This window comes from Actinoplanes aureus (assembly GCF_015704865.1).
GTDB lineage: Bacteria > Actinomycetota > Actinomycetes > Mycobacteriales > Micromonosporaceae > Actinoplanes > Actinoplanes aureus.
Window position 1 is genome coordinate 161,808 of the sequence record NZ_JADQTO010000023.1, and the last position, 14,745, is coordinate 176,552.

Annotated in this window: 19 protein-coding genes; 10 read left to right on the top strand and 9 right to left on the bottom strand. The window is 70.9% G+C overall.

Annotated elements, in window-relative coordinates:
• The first annotated feature begins 163 nt into the window (after positions 1 to 163).
• The 5 genes from ndhC (at position 164) to I4J89_RS36410 (ending at position 2,756) form a co-directional block, all read left to right on the top strand.
• A complete protein-coding gene (ndhC, locus tag I4J89_RS36390) occupies positions 164 to 541 on the top strand; it encodes an NADH-quinone oxidoreductase subunit A (protein WP_196418706.1) in 378 nt (125 codons plus the stop codon).
• A gap of 80 nt (positions 542 to 621) precedes the next feature.
• Positions 622 to 1,134: a DivIVA domain-containing protein gene (locus tag I4J89_RS36395; protein WP_196418707.1), complete on the top strand. Its 513-nt coding sequence runs from the start codon at positions 622 to 624 to the stop codon at positions 1,132 to 1,134.
• Positions 1,131 to 1,637 carry an SRPBCC family protein gene (locus I4J89_RS36400; protein ID WP_196418708.1) on the top strand — a complete coding sequence of 169 codons (507 nt, stop codon included), beginning with the start codon at positions 1,131 to 1,133 and terminating at the stop codon, positions 1,635 to 1,637. The genes I4J89_RS36395 and I4J89_RS36400 overlap by 4 nt, the downstream gene beginning before the upstream one ends.
• Positions 1,634 to 2,227: a DNA-3-methyladenine glycosylase I gene (locus I4J89_RS36405; protein WP_196418709.1), complete on the top strand. Its 594-nt coding sequence runs from the start codon at positions 1,634 to 1,636 to the stop codon at positions 2,225 to 2,227. The genes I4J89_RS36400 and I4J89_RS36405 overlap by 4 nt, the downstream gene beginning before the upstream one ends.
• Before the next feature lie 13 nt (positions 2,228 to 2,240).
• Positions 2,241 to 2,756 carry a hypothetical protein gene (locus I4J89_RS36410; protein WP_196418710.1) on the top strand — a complete coding sequence of 172 codons (516 nt, stop codon included), beginning with the start codon at positions 2,241 to 2,243 and terminating at the stop codon, positions 2,754 to 2,756.
• Positions 2,757 to 2,827: 71 nt separating this feature from the next.
• Here the strand turns inward: I4J89_RS36410 and I4J89_RS36415 are convergent, their stop codons facing one another.
• Entirely contained in the window at positions 2,828 to 3,661 is an 834-nt protein-coding gene (locus I4J89_RS36415) for an enoyl-CoA hydratase-related protein (RefSeq protein ID WP_196418711.1), read from the bottom strand.
• Positions 3,658 to 4,473 (bottom strand): PaaX family transcriptional regulator, encoded by an 816-nt coding sequence (locus I4J89_RS36420; protein ID WP_196418712.1) that lies wholly within the window; start codon positions 4,471 to 4,473, stop codon positions 3,658 to 3,660. The genes I4J89_RS36415 and I4J89_RS36420 overlap by 4 nt, the downstream gene beginning before the upstream one ends.
• A 274-nt stretch (positions 4,474 to 4,747) precedes the next feature.
• Here I4J89_RS36420 and I4J89_RS36425 point away from each other — a divergent pair, with 274 nt between their 5' ends.
• Both I4J89_RS36425 and I4J89_RS36430 read left to right on the top strand, forming a co-directional pair.
• Complete coding sequence (locus tag I4J89_RS36425; protein ID WP_014447667.1) at positions 4,748 to 4,915, top strand: DUF3117 domain-containing protein; 168 nt, start codon at positions 4,748 to 4,750, stop codon at positions 4,913 to 4,915.
• 77 nt (positions 4,916 to 4,992) lie between these two features.
• On the top strand, positions 4,993 to 6,408 hold the full coding sequence (locus I4J89_RS36430; protein ID WP_196418713.1) for a leucyl aminopeptidase family protein: 1,416 nt from the start codon (positions 4,993 to 4,995) through the stop codon (positions 6,406 to 6,408).
• Here the strand turns inward: I4J89_RS36430 and I4J89_RS36435 are convergent.
• Entirely contained in the window at positions 6,388 to 7,089 is a 702-nt protein-coding gene (locus I4J89_RS36435) for an O-methyltransferase (protein ID WP_230860155.1), read from the bottom strand. The genes I4J89_RS36430 and I4J89_RS36435 overlap by 21 nt on opposite strands.
• A gap of 171 nt (positions 7,090 to 7,260) precedes the next feature.
• Between I4J89_RS36435 and I4J89_RS36440 the strand changes: the two genes are divergently transcribed.
• On the top strand, positions 7,261 to 8,532 hold the full coding sequence (locus tag I4J89_RS36440) for a S1C family serine protease (RefSeq protein WP_196418739.1): 1,272 nt from the start codon (positions 7,261 to 7,263) through the stop codon (positions 8,530 to 8,532).
• A 35-nt stretch (positions 8,533 to 8,567) separates the two neighbouring features.
• Positions 8,568 to 8,984: a twin-arginine translocase TatA/TatE family subunit gene (locus tag I4J89_RS36445; RefSeq protein ID WP_196418714.1), complete on the top strand. Its 417-nt coding sequence runs from the start codon at positions 8,568 to 8,570 to the stop codon at positions 8,982 to 8,984.
• A gap of 125 nt (positions 8,985 to 9,109) precedes the next feature.
• On the opposite strand, the gene I4J89_RS36450 is transcribed toward I4J89_RS36445, so the two are convergent.
• From I4J89_RS36450 to I4J89_RS36460, 3 genes are all read right to left on the bottom strand, one after another.
• Positions 9,110 to 10,261 carry an Mrp/NBP35 family ATP-binding protein gene (locus I4J89_RS36450; RefSeq protein WP_196418715.1) on the bottom strand — a complete coding sequence of 384 codons (1,152 nt, stop codon included), beginning with the start codon at positions 10,259 to 10,261 and terminating at the stop codon, positions 9,110 to 9,112.
• 61 nt (positions 10,262 to 10,322) lie between these two features.
• Complete coding sequence (locus I4J89_RS36455; RefSeq protein WP_196418740.1) at positions 10,323 to 10,778, bottom strand: DUF1003 domain-containing protein; 456 nt, start codon at positions 10,776 to 10,778, stop codon at positions 10,323 to 10,325.
• A 47-nt stretch (positions 10,779 to 10,825) separates the two neighbouring features.
• Positions 10,826 to 12,100: a magnesium transporter MgtE N-terminal domain-containing protein gene (locus I4J89_RS36460; protein WP_196418716.1), complete on the bottom strand. Its 1,275-nt coding sequence runs from the start codon at positions 12,098 to 12,100 to the stop codon at positions 10,826 to 10,828.
• 27 nt (positions 12,101 to 12,127) lie between these two features.
• Here I4J89_RS36460 and I4J89_RS36465 point away from each other — a divergent pair, with 27 nt between their 5' ends.
• The gene (locus I4J89_RS36465; protein WP_196418717.1) at positions 12,128 to 13,003 is read left to right on the top strand and encodes a PhzF family phenazine biosynthesis protein; all 876 of its coding nucleotides are present in this window, start codon (positions 12,128 to 12,130) and stop codon (positions 13,001 to 13,003) included.
• Positions 13,004 to 13,030: 27 nt separating this feature from the next.
• Here I4J89_RS36465 and I4J89_RS36470 read toward each other — a convergent pair whose 3' ends face one another.
• The 3 genes from I4J89_RS36470 to I4J89_RS36480 form a co-directional block, all read right to left on the bottom strand.
• Positions 13,031 to 13,525: a hypothetical protein gene (locus tag I4J89_RS36470; RefSeq protein WP_196418718.1), complete on the bottom strand. Its 495-nt coding sequence runs from the start codon at positions 13,523 to 13,525 to the stop codon at positions 13,031 to 13,033.
• A 206-nt stretch (positions 13,526 to 13,731) separates the two neighbouring features.
• Entirely contained in the window at positions 13,732 to 14,433 is a 702-nt protein-coding gene (locus tag I4J89_RS36475) for an HAD family hydrolase (protein WP_196418719.1), read from the bottom strand.
• A gap of 136 nt (positions 14,434 to 14,569) precedes the next feature.
• The coding region (locus I4J89_RS36480) for a transposase (protein ID WP_196418720.1) at positions 14,570 to 14,745 on the bottom strand (176 nt) is incomplete at its 5' end.

The window sequence follows — 14,745 nt, forward strand, 5'->3', positions numbered from 1 at the left end:
CGATGAGCCGGCCCGCAATTCGTCACTTCCACACTACGTCGCCGCTCCTTACGAGGCGGCCGCCGACCGCTGACCACAGTAGCGACGCGGGGAAAGAACCAGCCACCGAAGTCCACCATGCGGCACGCGGAAAGCGGGTCGCCGTCCGTTAGGCTCCCCGATCGTGGACGGATATCTCGGTTCGTACGCCACCCTGGGTCTTGTGCTCGCCGCCGGGGTGCTGCTGTTCGTGGCGGCGTTCGGGGCGAACCGGCTGTTGCGCCCGGCGAACCCGGCGGAGCCGCTGGGCAAGCGGATCTCGTACGAGAGCGGCGTCGACCCGGTCGGCGGCGACTGGGCCCAAGCGCAGATCCGGTACTACGTCTACGCGTACCTCTATGTGCTTTTCGCGGTGGAAGCCGTATTTCTCTTCCCGTGGGCGCTGATCTTCGATCGGCCGGGCTTCGGCGGGCTCGCGATCGCTGAGATGGGTGTCTTCGTCGGGGTGCTCGCGCTCGGGATCGTGTACGCCTGGCGCAAACGCATCCTGACCTGGACCTGACGGCAATCCGTACGGCTGAGGTCGTCACCGACCGGGTGGCGGGCTCGCCACCGGAAAGCCGACATGTCAACATCGTGCGCATGGGTCAGCTTCTGCTCTTCATTGTCGTGGCGCTCGTCGTCGCGACGATCGTCTTCGGCGTGACTGTCCTGCTGAGCGGAGGCGACTCCGGACTGACCCCGGTGGAGCCCGACGGCCGGGCGGTTCCACTGCCCAGCGATCGGCCACTCGGCGAGTCCGACATCTCCGAGACCAGGTTCGACACCACCTGGCGGGGCTATCGGATGGCGCAGGTGGATCAGGCGTTGCAGCGCGCGGCGTACGACATTGGCTACAAGGGCGAGCTGATCGGCGTGCTCGAGGCCGAGGTGGCCGCGCTGCGTGAGGGCCGGCTGGAGGACGCCGACGCACTGCGCCGGGCGCGTGAGGTCGCCGCGGCACCGCCCGGAGCCGCCGCGCCGCCGCCCACCGAGCCGGCCGAGGCCGTGCCGGCGGAAAACGTGCTGGAGCAGGTGGCCGACGTGCCGCCGCAGGCCGGTCCGCCGGGTTCGGCGGCACCGGCCGTCGACGGGGAGTCGGCGGAACGCCGATGAGCGGCGGTGGCCCAGCCGAAGGGCCGGCCGGGCTGGGTGACGCGGCCCGCCCCGGATCCGGCGAGTTCACCGCCACGGTGATCGTCAAGGCGCCGGCGTCGAAGGTCTTCGCCGCGTTCATGGACTGGGAGAAGCAGTCCGAGTGGATCCCGTTCACCCGGGTGCGCGTGGTCGAGGGCGACGGCGGTGAGGGCAGCCTGGTGGAGGCGGTCACCGCGATCGGCCCGGCGGTGCTCCGCGACGAGTTGCGGGTGGTCAAGGTCAACGCGCCGTACGAGGTGCGCGTCGTGCACTGCGGAAAGGTGCTGCGCGGCCCCGGCTCGATGCGGTGCACCGCGATGTCCGGCGACCGTACGCAGGTCGTACTGCACGAGTGGTTCCACCTCCCGGCCGGCGCGGTCGGGAAGATCGCCTGGCCGGTGCTCTGGCCCGGCTCCAAGCTCGGCTTCACCGGGGCGCTGAGAAAGTTCGGCCGCCTGGTCGAGCAGGGGCGGCTGCCATGACCGACGACGGTCTGGTGATCGGCGAGGACGGTAAGGCCCGCTGCTTCTGGGGTGGCTCCTCGCCGGACTACGCGCTCTACCACGACACCGAGTGGGGCCGGCCGGTCCGCGGCGACGACGCGCTCTTCGAGCGGCTCACCCTGGAGGCGTTCCAGTCCGGGCTGGCGTGGATCACGATCCTGCGCAAGCGGCCGGCGTTCCGGGCCGCCTTCGACGACTTCTCGATCGCCAAGGTGGCGGCGTACACGGAGGCCGACGCGGCCCGGCTGATGGCCGACGCCGGGATCGTCCGCAACCGGATGAAGGTGGACGCCGCGCTGCACAACGCGAAGGTCGCCGCCGAGTTGGAGGGCGGCCTCTCCGCGCTGCTCTGGTCGTTCGCCCCGCCGGCCCGCCCGCGGCCGCGTACCCGGGCCGGCGTACCGGCTGTCACGGCCGAATCCACCGCACTCGCCAAGGCGCTGAAGAAGCGCGGTTTCAAGTTCGTCGGACCCACCACGGCGTACGCGTTGATGCAGGCCACCGGCATGGTGGACGACCATCTCGCGGACTGTTGGGTCCCACCGGTCACGGCTGCCGGCCACGCGTGATGAGATGGGACGCATGGCGCAGTGGTCGGTGATCATTCCGGACGAGCAGTGGGCGACCGAGCGGTTGTTCCAGCACGATGTCGTGACGGTGGCGGGCGGCCCGGCGGAGGCGACCGCCGGCGACGACGTGATCGTGGTCGCCGAGGAGAACGTCGTGGCGCTGGCCCGGGTGGAGAAGGCCACCCCCGGTGAACTGGTGCTGGGCTACCAGCGGCGGGCGTTCGACGAGCCGGTCCCGGCCGAGGGCCTGACCGGCGGAGCGGTCGACGCGGGCACCTTCCGCCGGCTGGCCGAGCGGCTCGGCGCCTCGTCAGACCCGAAGCCCTGGCTGGTCAGCGTGGCGATGCCGATCGAGGCGAGCAGCCCGGCGGAGGCGGTGCGCCAGTTCTGGTCGCACGTCCAGGAGCTGGGCCCGGCCGAACTGCCGGCGTACGTCTGGCCCTCCGGCGACGAACTGGCGATGCAGGCCTTCGTCCTGGGCACCGAAAAGAACCAGGACCCCGAAGAAGAAGACGACGAGACCGAGTAGCTGAAAGGCGTGCCTTGCGGCACACCTTTCAGCGGGTTGACGCTCGGCCCGAGCCGAGGCGCCAAGGCGCCTCAACGTCCTTCGTAAACCGGCCTCTGCTTGTTCAGGAAGGCCGAAACCGCCGCCTTGTGGTCCGCGGTGGCACCGCAGATCGCCTGGGCCTGTGCCTCCGCTGCGAGGGCGTCGGAGAGCGTGCCGGCGTCGCCGATGGAGAGCTCCCGCTTGATCGCGCCGTAGGCGACCGTGGGCCCGGCGGCGAGCCGCGCGGCCAGCTCCTGCGCGGCCGGCAGCACCTGCTCGTCGTCCTCCATCAGACGGGAGAGCATCCCGATCCGGTACGCCTCCTCGGCCTTCACCGGCTGGGCGAGCAGCAGCAGCTCGACCGCGCGGGCGTGCCCGACGATCCGCGGCAGCGACCACGAGATACCGCTGTCCCCGGCCAGTCCGACGTTCGCGAACGCCATCAGGAACTTGGTCGACGGCCCGCCGATCCGGAAGTCGGCGAGCAGCGAGAGCGACGCGCCCGCACCGGCGGCCATGCCCCGCACCGCGGCGACGACCGGCTTCGGCATGCTGGCCAGCCGCTGCGCGATCGGGTTGTAGTGCACCTGAACCGTGTTCAGGTCGGTGGCGCCCGACTCCAGCAGCGTGGCGTGCTCACGCAGGTCCTGGCCGCCGCTGAAGGCGCCCCCGGCGCCGGCGAGCACGATGGCCCGGCAGGACCGGTCGCTCTCCAGCTGGGCGAGGGTGTCCCGCAGCGCCTCCTTGAGGTCGACGGTGAAGGAGTTCATCGCCTCGGGGCGGTTCAGGGTGAGGGTGACGACGGCGTCAGTGCGGTCGACGAGCAGGGAGTCCGCCTTTAGTCCGATCGTGGGTGGCGGGTGGGGAGGTTGGATGGCGGTCATGTGTCTGAGAATCCCACACGTCCACCACGACTGGCCGACTGCAGGCAACGTTCCACGTAGCGGTCGGCGGCCGGGCGCAGCCGGGTGGCGTGCTTGTCGAAGAAGCCGGCCGCGCGTACGCCCGGCCAGCCCGGGGGCAGCAGCGCGGGCGGCAACTGCGGGTCCTGGAAGAGGAACGATCGCCAGGCGTGCACCAGCTGGAACCGGGCGGCGTACGCCTCCTCGTCGGTACTGCGCGAGGTGACCGCCTTGACCACGGGCCGTAGTGACGTCACGAAGTCCTCGTACGACTGCCCGAGTCGGCCGAGGTCCCAGGCCCGTCCGACGATCTCGGTGGAGCCGGAGGCGCCCGCGGTGTGACTGGCGCTGAACCGGTCGTACCCGATCTCGGCCTCGGCCAGGATCGCCTCCACCTCGTCGGAGGCGCGCGGGGCGACCCACACCTGCTCGCTGAGCGGGCCGTAGCCGAGGAAGGCGAGCCGGGCGGCGTCGCGCCGGGCCAGCGGGCCGTTCAGAAGGATCATGTCGAACCGGCCGTCCCAGCTGCCGCCGCGACCGGTTCGGTACACCCGGCTCGCCGCGTCGTCGAGTCGGCGCGCGGCTTTCGGGGTGAGTAGATAGCCGGGTCCGGAGGCTAGTCGCAGCGGGTGCAGCCATCCCTGGCGCACCATCCGCGACACCGCGGTGCGCACCGCCGGAGCCGCGATGTCCAGCGGCGCCAGCAGCCTGACCAGGGCTGCGACCGGTGCTCGCGACCCGCGGGCACGCAGATAGTCGCCGTACAGGTCGAAGAGTGCGGACCGCGCCTGCATGACCGCACATTGTGACAGCCTGAAAGGCGATATGCTAGATGCTGTCACATCCGCCCGGGCTGGGTTTGGGTTCGCCGGTGTTCATCAGGGAAAATGTTTGATCGGCACGGTGGGCCGCAACGCGTGAACACGTGAAACGGCCTGTACGGCCGCCGGTCGGAAACGAGCAACACGTCGCGTGGGGCTGAGCACGTGACGTGCTTGCTGTGCATTCCAGGAGCAAGTGGCTGTGGGGCAACCCACCGACCCTGACGTAGGTCTGAGGGGAGACAAGATGGCGGCGATGAAGCCGCGGACGGGCGACGGTCCGCTGGAGGTCACCAAAGAGGGTCGTGGCATCGTCATGCGCGTCCCGCTGGAGGGTGGTGGCCGTCTCGTCGTTGAGATGACTCCGGACGAGGCCAACGCGCTGGGTGACGCGTTGAAGTCCATCGCCGGCTGACGTTTCACGCTAGCCCGCCGGTACGGTACCGCCCGTACCGGCGGGCTTTCCACGTCTTACGGAAAGGTCATCCTCCCGTGTTCGCAATCCGCTTGACCGATGCGCTGGACGAGACGGCCACCTGGGTCGTACCGATCGGTTCCGGCGGGCCGCAGCCCGTCGGTGAGCCCGACGCCGAGGTGTCCGCGCTGACCGAACAGACCGACGGGGCAGGTCAGGCGGGCCATCTCGTCGTGCTCCCGCGACCGCTGCGCCGTCCGATCCGGGTGCTGCTCGCCGGCGTCGGCGACGGCGACGAGGCGGGCTGGCGCGCCGCGGGTGCCGCGGTGATCCGGGAGGTGGCCGACGACGAGCTGCTGGAGGTCCGGCTGCCGGCCGGAGCCGCTCAGGCCGCGCTGCGCGGCCTGGCGGAAGGCCTCTGGCTGGGCGGCTATCGCTATCGCGACGCGCCCAAATCACCTCGCGCCGGCGAGGTGCGGATCATCGCTGACAACCCGGAGGCGTACGCCGAAAGCCTCGCCCAGGCACGAGCGACGGCTACCGCCACGTGGTTCGCCCGGGACCTGACCAACACGCCGTCCTCGGTGAAGAACCCGGCCTGGTTCGCCGACCAGATCGTCGCCGAGGCCGCGCAACGCCCCGGCATGACCGTGACCGTTCGCGGCGGTGACGAGCTGCTCCGCTTCGGCGGCCTGCGGGCGGTCGGCGGCGGCTCGGTGACGCCGCCCCGGTTCGTCGAGCTCTCCTGGCGGCCACCCGGCGCGACCACCCACGTGGTGCTGGTCGGCAAGGGCATCACGTTCGACACCGGCGGCATCTCGATCAAGCCGCGGGACGGCATGAAGCTGATGAAGAAGGACATGGGCGGAGCCGCCGCGGTCATGGCCGCCGCGCTCGGCGCCGCCGACCTGAACCTTCCGGTACGCATCACCGCGCTCGCCCCGCTGGCGGAGAACGCGGTGAGCGGCTCCGCGTTCCGTCCCGGCGACGTCATCACCCACTACGACGGCTCGACCAGCGAGAACACCAACTCCGACGCGGAGGGCCGGATCGTGCTGGCCGACGCGCTCGCCTACGCGGCCGACGAACTGCAGCCCGACCTGGTGCTCAACCTGGCCACCCTGACCGGCGCCAACGCGGTCGCGCTGGGCAAGCGCACCGCGGCTCTCTACAGCCCGGACGACGACCTGGCGAAGGCGCTGACCGAGGCCGGTGCGGCGGCCGGGGAGCAGATGTGGCGGCTGCCGCTGGCCGACGACTACGTCGAGAACCTGCGCAGCGACATCGCCGACCGGATCAGCGCGCCGCCCGGGCCGGGCTCGGTGATGGCCGCCCTGTTCCTGCGCGACTTCTTCGGCGACACGAAGTGGGCGCACCTGGACATGTCCGCCCCGAGCTGGGCCGAGGCCCATGATCTCGACCTCACGAAGGGCGCCACCGGCTGGGGCGCCCGAACCCTGCTCAGATACCTGTCAACGCTTGACGGCCGCTAGCAGACCCGCGCCGGACGGGATGACGGCGGGGATCCAGTCCTCGGACTCGCGGATCGCCTTGACCGTCTCCCGGATGGTCAGGGTGTCCACGTCCCGGGCGGACGGGTCGCTGATCCGTCCGTTCGCGTGCGCGCCGTTCACGATCAGCACCCCGCCCGGGCGCAGCAGCCGCAGGGCCGCCTCGGTGCACGCGGCGAACTCGGTGGTGTCCGCGTCCACGAAGATCAGGTCGTAGGCGCCGTCGGCGAGCCGGGGCAGCACGTCCAGCGCCCGGCCGCTGATGATCCGGGTACGCGACGAGGCGAACCCGGCCTCCAGGAACACCCGCCGGGCGATCCGCTGGTGCTCGTGCTCGACGTCGATGGTGGTGAGCACCCCGTCCGGGCGCATTCCCCGCAGCAGCCAGACGCCGCTCACACCCGTACCGGTGCCGATCTCGACCACGGCCTTGGCGTTCCCCGCGGCGGCCAGCAGGCGCAGCACGGAGCCCGCGCCGGGCGAGACGCAGGGCAGGCCGAGCTCGTGCGCCAGGGAACGCGCGGTCTGCTGGACCGGGTCCTCGATGGCATAGGTCTCGGCGAACGGGGTGGACTGCGGCGCCGGCTGACCGAATGAACGCGCTGGACCGATGATGACGACCTCCGGACGAAGGGGCGATGGCCGCGGTTCAACCACGCACATCGGATAAGAGAGTAGAGCGATGCTCACCGGTGATGCACCGCGCCGTCGATGCATAAACAGCGCACCGGGGCCGGTGGGGCCCCGGCCGGGATCGGTGGGAAAGTGAGAACCGGTGAATCCGTGTCATCCTGGATGCGCGGAGCCGGGCGACTGATGAGTGGAGGCACCGACGTGACCGACGGCTGGAATTGGCGCCGGCCACCGACGCCGTCTGCCCCGGGCGCGCCCGGAGCCGGGTCGCAGCCGTCCACCGGTTCGCCGTGGTGGTCCGACGCGACCGCCGACCCCTGGCGCGATCCGTATGCTCCTTCGGCCGTGGTGCTGCCGCCTCCGCCGCCCACCGGCGGGCCGGCCCTGGACCCGGTCGCCGACCCGGACGCGCCCCGCCGCTCGCTCACTCCCATCCTGCTGATCTGCCTGGTCACAGCCCTGCTGGCCGGCGGGCTCGGCGGCACGCTCGGGTACGTCTTCGCGGTCCGCGGCGGTCTCGCGCCGGGCAACGGCACCCAGATCGGTGGCGGCAACCAGCGGGTCCCGGAGTCCGCGCAGCGTGCTCCCGAGTCGCTGGCCGGGGTGGCCGAGTCGGTGCTGCCGAGCGTCGTGACGGTACGGGTCACCGGGGCGATCGGATCGGGTTTCGTGGTCTCCACCGACGGCCACGTGATCACCAACGACCACGTGATCGAGGACGCCGACGACACGCTCGCGGTCTCGTTCCGGGACGGTTCCACCGCGCCGGCCCGGGTCGTCGGCCGGGACCCGGAGTCCGACATCGCCGTGATCAAAGTCGCAAAGAGCGGGCTGACCCCGGTGGATCTGGGCGACTCGGACGCGATCGCGGTCGGTGACCCGGTGCTCGCGTTCGGTTCGCCGCTGGCGCTGGTGAACACGGTGACCCAGGGCATCGTGAGTGCCCTGGACCGGACCATCGAGGCCGGCGACCCGGGCGGCACCACCCGCTACTACGCGGCCATCCAGACCGACGCCGCGGTCAACCAGGGCAACTCCGGCGGTCCGCTGGTGAACGCGAGCGGCCAGGTGATCGGGGTGAACTCGGTGATCCGCTCGGTGGGTGGCGCCGACACCGAGGCCGGCAACATCGGTCTCGCCTTCGCCATCCCGATGAACCAGGCCAAGCGGGTCGCGCAGGACATCATCGACACCGGCAAGGCCCGGCGCACGGTGATCGGCGCCGAGGTGGTCACCGGCGAGACCGCCGGTGGCGCCCGGTTGCGCGCGGTGGAGCCGGCCGGCCCGGCCGCCACCGCCGGGCTGAAGAGCGGCGATGTGATCACCAAGCTGGACGGGCGCGTCGTCGAGGAGGGCACCGACCTGATCGCCCTGGTCCGCAAGCACGCGCCCGGCTCGGTGGTGGCGGTCGAATACCGGCGCGGCACCAAGGCCGCCTCGGCCTCGGTGACTCTCGCCGCCGACACCAACTGACGTAGTCTTGGCGCCGGACGCCTGGGAGGCCGTACGTGTTCGAGAATCTGAACTGGTGGGAGATCGGCGCACTGCTCATGCTTGCGCTGTTGATCTTCGGCGAGCGCCTGCCCAAGGTGATCGGCGACGGCCTGCGGATGGTGCGCAACCTGCGCAACATGGCGCAGAACGCGACCAGCGACCTGAGCCGTGAGCTCGGCACCGACATCCGGCTCGAGGACCTGCATCCCAAGGCCTTCATCCGCAAGCACGTGCTCAGCGAGGACGACGAGGCGGCGATCCGCAAGCCGCTGCAGAGCCTCTTCGACGACGTGAAGCAGGACCTCAACGGGGTGAAATCGGAGCTCTCCGACGTCGCGGCCGCCGCCGACTTCAAGAACGGCTCGAAAACGGCCGCTGCGCCGGTCGAGAGCCCTCGTCCGGCGCAGCGTTACGACCTCGACGCTACGTAATTGGCTCCGCTTCGCTCCGCGGCGATTGCCTTGTAACCGGTGAGGAGCCAGGCGATTTCCTGCCACCCGCAAACCCCGCGGGCGTCAGAAAATCACTTGGCTCCTCACCGGCGGCAATCGCGGGCTTAGCCGCGCTTGGCGTTGACCATCAGGCCCAGCGGCTTGCCGACCAGCGACTCGCGGCGGATGGCCAGCTTGTCGGCGACCGCGTCGAGCGCCTTCGCGGCCGGCGCCTCCGGATCGGCGAGCACGATCGGGGTGCCGCCGTCACCGGCCTCGCGGACCCGGGTGTCCAGCGGGATCTGACCGAGCAGCGGCACCCGCGCTCCGACGGTCTTGGTCAGCGACTCGGCCACGGTCGCGCCGCCGCCGGCGCCGAAGACCTCCATCCGGGAGCCGTCCGGCAGCTCCAGCCAGGACATGTTCTCCACCACACCGACCAGGCGCTGGTGCGTCTGCATCGAGATCGCGCCGGCCCGCTCGGCCACCTCGGCGGCGGCCATCTGCGGGGTGGTGACCACCAGGATCTCCGCGTTCGGCAACAGCTGCGCGAGGGAGATGGCCACGTCACCGGTGCCGGGCGGCAGGTCGAGCAGCAGCACGTCCAGGTCGCCCCAGTAGACGTCGGCGAGGAACTGCTGAAGCGCGCGGTGCAGCATCGGGCCACGCCAGACCACGGCCGCGTTCCCGGCGGTGAACATGCCGATCGAGATCACCTTCACGCCGTGCGACTGCGGCGGCATGATCATTTCCTCGACCCGGGTGGGCCGGCCCTCGACGCCGAGCATCCGCGGCACCGAGTGGCCATAGATGTCCGCGTCGACGACGCCGACCGACAGGCCACGCTTGGCGAGCGCCGCGGCGAGGTTCACGGTGACGCTGGACTTGCCGACGCCGCCCTTGCCGCTGGCCACCGCGTACACCCTGGTCCGGGAACCCGGCTGAGCGAACGGGATGATCGGCTCCGCGCTCTCGCCGCCTCCCCGCAGGGTGGTTTGCAGCGCCTTGCGCTGCTCCTCGGTCATCACCCCGAAGTTGATCTCGACCCGGTCGATGCCGGGAATCTTCGTCACGGCGGCGGTGATGTCGTTGTTCAGCTTGTCCCGCAGCGGGCAGCCGGACACGGTCAGCAGCAGATCGACCTTGACCAGGCCGTCGCTGACGGTGAAGCCGGCGACCATGCCGAGGTCGGTGATCGGACGGCGGATCTCGGGGTCGTCGACGGTCGCCAGAGCGGCCTGGATCGCGTCCTCGAGCGTCGATGCAGGAGCGGACATGCAGCCCATGCTACGTCGAGGTCAGGGTTGCTCTTCCTCCCGGTAAGGCTTGTTCACAAGCTCACTCCGTGCGGGCCCGCTTCTCCCGCCGCAGTGCCGCCTCGTCCAGTTCGCCGGCCACCCGGTTCAGCTCGGAACGAAGGAAGTCCCTGGTGGCGACCTCGCCCAGCGCGATCCGCAGAGAGGCGATCTCCCGGGTCAGGTACTCCGTGTCCGCCTTCTGCATCGCCGCGCGGCGGCGATCCTCCTCCATCGTCAGACGGTCGCGGTCGGCCTGCCGGTTCTGCGCCAGCAGGATCAGCGGCGCGGCGTACGACGCCTGCAACGACAGGATCAGCGTGAGGAAGGTGAAGGTGTACGGGTCGAAGCGGAGGCGCTCCGGAGCCAGCGTGTTCCACGCGAACCAAGCGGCGATCACCACCGTCATGTAGACGATGAACTTCGCCGTACCCATGTACCGGGCGATGCTCTCCGACCAGCGGCCGAAAGCCTCCGGATCGAACCTCGGCAGTTGCATCCGGCCCGGGTCGCGCGGCTGGTCCAGGCGGTCCCGGCGGTTCTCGGTCACGGCGCCGCCTCCTCGTCCTGTGCGTCCCGGTCCCGCCAGTCCGGGGGCAGCGAGTGGTCGAGCACGTCGTCGACGGTCACGGCGCCCAGCAGCCGGTGCGCCGAATCGACCACCGGCATCGCGATCAGGTCGTACGTCGCCATCCGCCGGGTGATCTCGAGAAGCCTGGTCTCGGTGCGCAGCGGATCGATGCCGCTGTCCACCAGGCCACCAACGATGGCGGCCGGCGGCTCCCGCAGCAGGCGCTGGAAATGCACCATGCCGAGGTACTTGCCGGTCGGTGTGGCGCTCGGCGCCCGGGCCACGAAGACCTGGGCGGCGACGACCGGATGCAGCTCGGGCTCCCGGATCCGGGCCAGCGCCTCGGCGACGGTGGTGTCGGGGGTCAGGATTACCGGTTCGGAGGTCATCACACTGCCGGCGGTTCCCGGCCGGTAGTTCATCAGCTGCCGGACCGGCGCCGCCTCCTCCGGCTCCATCAGGTCGAGGAGCACCATCTGCTCCGCCTTCGGCAGCTCGGCGAGCAGGTCGGCGGCGTCGTCCGGATCCATCCGCTCCAGCACGTCGGCGGCGCGCTCCCGGTCCAGCCGGGCCAGGATCTCCACCTGGTCGTGCTCGGGCAGCTCCTCCAGCACGTCGGCCAGCTTGCTGTCGCTGAGCGCGGCGGCAACCTCGTTGCGCCGCGCGTCCGGCAGGTCCTGCAGGGCGTTCGCCATGTCGGCGGGGCGCATCTGGTCCAGCAGCGCGAGCAGGTTCGAGGTGCCCTGCGTGTCGGTCGGGCCGACCAGTCCGCGGACCCGGTCGTACTCCGCCTGATAGACGTGGCCGCGCCGGGCCAGCCGGCCGGTGTGCTCGCGGACCGCCACCCGGGTGATGATCCACTCGGTGTTGCGGTTCTGCTCCATCCCGATGTCCACCACGACGCCCATCTGATCCGGTCCGTCGCCGTGTTCGTGAACCACGGTCACCCGGCGGTCCAGCAGGTCGTCCAGGACTAGCAGCTCGTTCGGCCGCTTCTCGAACCGGCGCAGGTTCAGACTGCCGGTGCTGAGCACGACCCCCTCGGAGTCCATGCTGGTCACCCGGCCGATCGGCAGGAAGATCCGGCGGCGCAGGGCCATCTCGGCGACGAGGCCGACGATCTGCGGCGGCCGGTTGGTGGTGCGCAGGCGTACGACCGCGTCGCGCACTCGGCCGACCCGGTCGCCGTTGGGGTCGAACACCGGCAGGCCGGCGAGCCGCGCCAGATAAACCCTCGTCCCCATGGTCACGACCTCAGATTAGGTTAGGGTCCGGTCATGTCCACCGTGGCCTACGAGATCGTTGACGTGTTCACCGATCGGCCGTTCGCCGGTAATCCGCTCGCGGTCGTGTACGGGGCCGAGGAATTGGCCGCCGATCAGATGCAGACGCTGGCCCGCGAGTTCAATCTCGCCGAGACGGTCTTCGTGCTGCCGCCGACCGCGGACGGCGCCACCTACCGGGCGCGGATCTTCACGACCGAGACCGAACTGCCCTTCGCCGGTCATCCCAGCGTCGGTGCGGCGGTCACGTCGATGCGCCGGGGTCTGTTCGACGCCGGGGCGGTGGTGCAGGAGTGCGGCGCGGGCCTGCTGCCGGTCGAGGTGAGCGACGCGGGCCGGGCGACGCTCACCGGCGGCGAACCCCGGCTGGGCGAGCCGCGCGAGCCGGGACCTCTGCTGGCCATGCTCGGCCTGACGGCCGAGGACTACGCCGGTGGCGAGCTTGCTGCCCCACGTCCCGCTGGGTGCGGCCTGGACTGGGTGTTTCTTCCGGTACGCCGGGAAGCGCTGGCCGGCATCCGGTTGGACACTCCGGCGGCCGAGCGGCTCGGCGTCACCGACATCAGCGTGTTCGCCTGGTCCGGCGGTGAGGCACACGCCCGCGTCTTCGTGCCCGGAACCTCGGTCTGGGAGGACCCGGCAACCGGTTCCGCGGCGCTCGGCCTGGGCGTCTGGCTGGTCGCGGCGGGCTGGCTGCCCGGCGACGGAACCTCGTCCTACCGCGTGCACCAGGGCGTCGAGATGAAGCGCCCGTCGCTGCTCGACTGCACCGTCACCGCTGTGGGCGGCGCCGCCACCGTGGCCACGGTCGCCGGCCACGTCCGGCCGGTCGCCGAAGGCCGGATAGCCGTGCCACCCTTCATCGGCTGAACCGAGCCGGCCGGCTCCCGGTGGTGATCAGCGCTTGCGGACCCGGTGGAGGCGGAACGGGCGGCGGGTCTCGATCCGCGCGGGGGTCTCTCTGGGTGGCTCGGCGGCCGATTCGGCGGGCAGGTCCGCGGTGCCGACCGCGGAGTCCACGACCGGGGTCAGTTTCACCAGGGCGCAGCCGCTCTCGACCCAGCGGGCCACCAGGTCCTCCGCGGTGCCGGAGGCGTTGAGCCGCTTGGTGGCCAGCTGCGGGGCGATCTCGTCCCACTCCGGGCTGCCGGGTAGCACCCGGACCACCGACGCCTCGGTCACCACGATCAGCCCGCCGTGGTCGCCGCGCAGACGCACGGAAGCCCGCTCGGCCTCGGCCAGACCGGGAGCGAACTGCTCGCCGGGACCGCTCACCACGGCCAGCGAGGCCTCCACCGGCATGCACCAGAGCCCGTACGCCGGGCCGTCGCCCACCGAGATCCAGGCGATCGACGCCTTCTTGATCGCCTCATCCAGCACGCCAGAACTCACCGCGCCATCCTCGCACGCGAACCGCCCGCCCACCGGTCCCCGGCCGCCTGCCTGCCGCCGGTGAGCGTGCGGCTGACCTGGACCACGACACCTGCCTGGGCCCGGCGGCCGCGTTGCGGCCCGGTGTGGCAGGTGGTCGCGTGGTGGATCGGGGACACGTGCGTTTTCGGGGGCCGCCGATTACGCGTACCTCCGCGTTTTGGGTTTTATCCGGCCATGACCGGGACGTGATCGATCAGAGCGAGCACCTCGGTGAGGGAGCGCACCGTGCGGCCGGCGAAGTTGTTGTCGGCGTCGAAGACCAGGTGGTTGGCGAGATCCGGGGCGGCCAGCCGGACCGGCGTCATGCCGACCGCGGCTGCTCCGGTGAGTTCGTGGCTGCCGCCGTCGCCGACGTAGAGGCAGTCCGCGGGGGATACGCCGAGCCGGTCGCAAGCCGCCACGTAGATCTCGGGATCCGGCTTGCAGACTCCCAGCTCGACCGAGTAGATCTGGGCGTCCAGCAGCGGGCCCACGGGGAGGCCGGGCAGGAAGGCGGGGAGTTCGTGGGTGCAGTCGCTGACCACCGCCGTGCGTACGCCGCGGCTGCGGATCGCGGAGAGCGCGGTCACCGCGTCCGGGCGGAGCTGGGTGTCGGCGCGCAGTGCGTCGATCCGGGCCGGCATGGCCGCTTGGATGGCGTTCGTCCGGGGATCACCGCCGGCCTGCTCGATCACCCAGCGCAGGGTGGCTTCCGCCGAGCCGTAGCTTCCACAGGCCCGGGCCCGGAAGGTGCGGTCCAGGACGCCGACCATGGCGTCGGGGTCGGCACCGAGCGCCCGGGCGATGTCGGCGTGCTGTGGTCCGCGCTGAACGGACCGGGTCAGCGTGCCAAAAAAGTCAAAAACCACCGCACGGTATGCGGGCACGTAAATCGGCCTCCCGGGCATCGACAGGTGGGAAAAGCCACCAGGCCGTCGGTGACTGTATCGAGTCCGTCACTCTCCGCCAAGAGAGGTCGACAAACAGGATCTGACCCACTTTTCGTGACCGGGATTGACCCGTTCAGGCGAGAAGGATGCGTTTGCGGAGCAGGTCGAGGTTGGCGCGACCGTACATCTGGCGTTTGATCATCTTGATGCGATTGACGTGCCCTTCGACCACGCCTGAGCTGTAGGGCATGGTCAGGCCGTTGACGACGGCGTCGTGGTCACGACGCAGGCCCGCGGTGAAAGACTGCA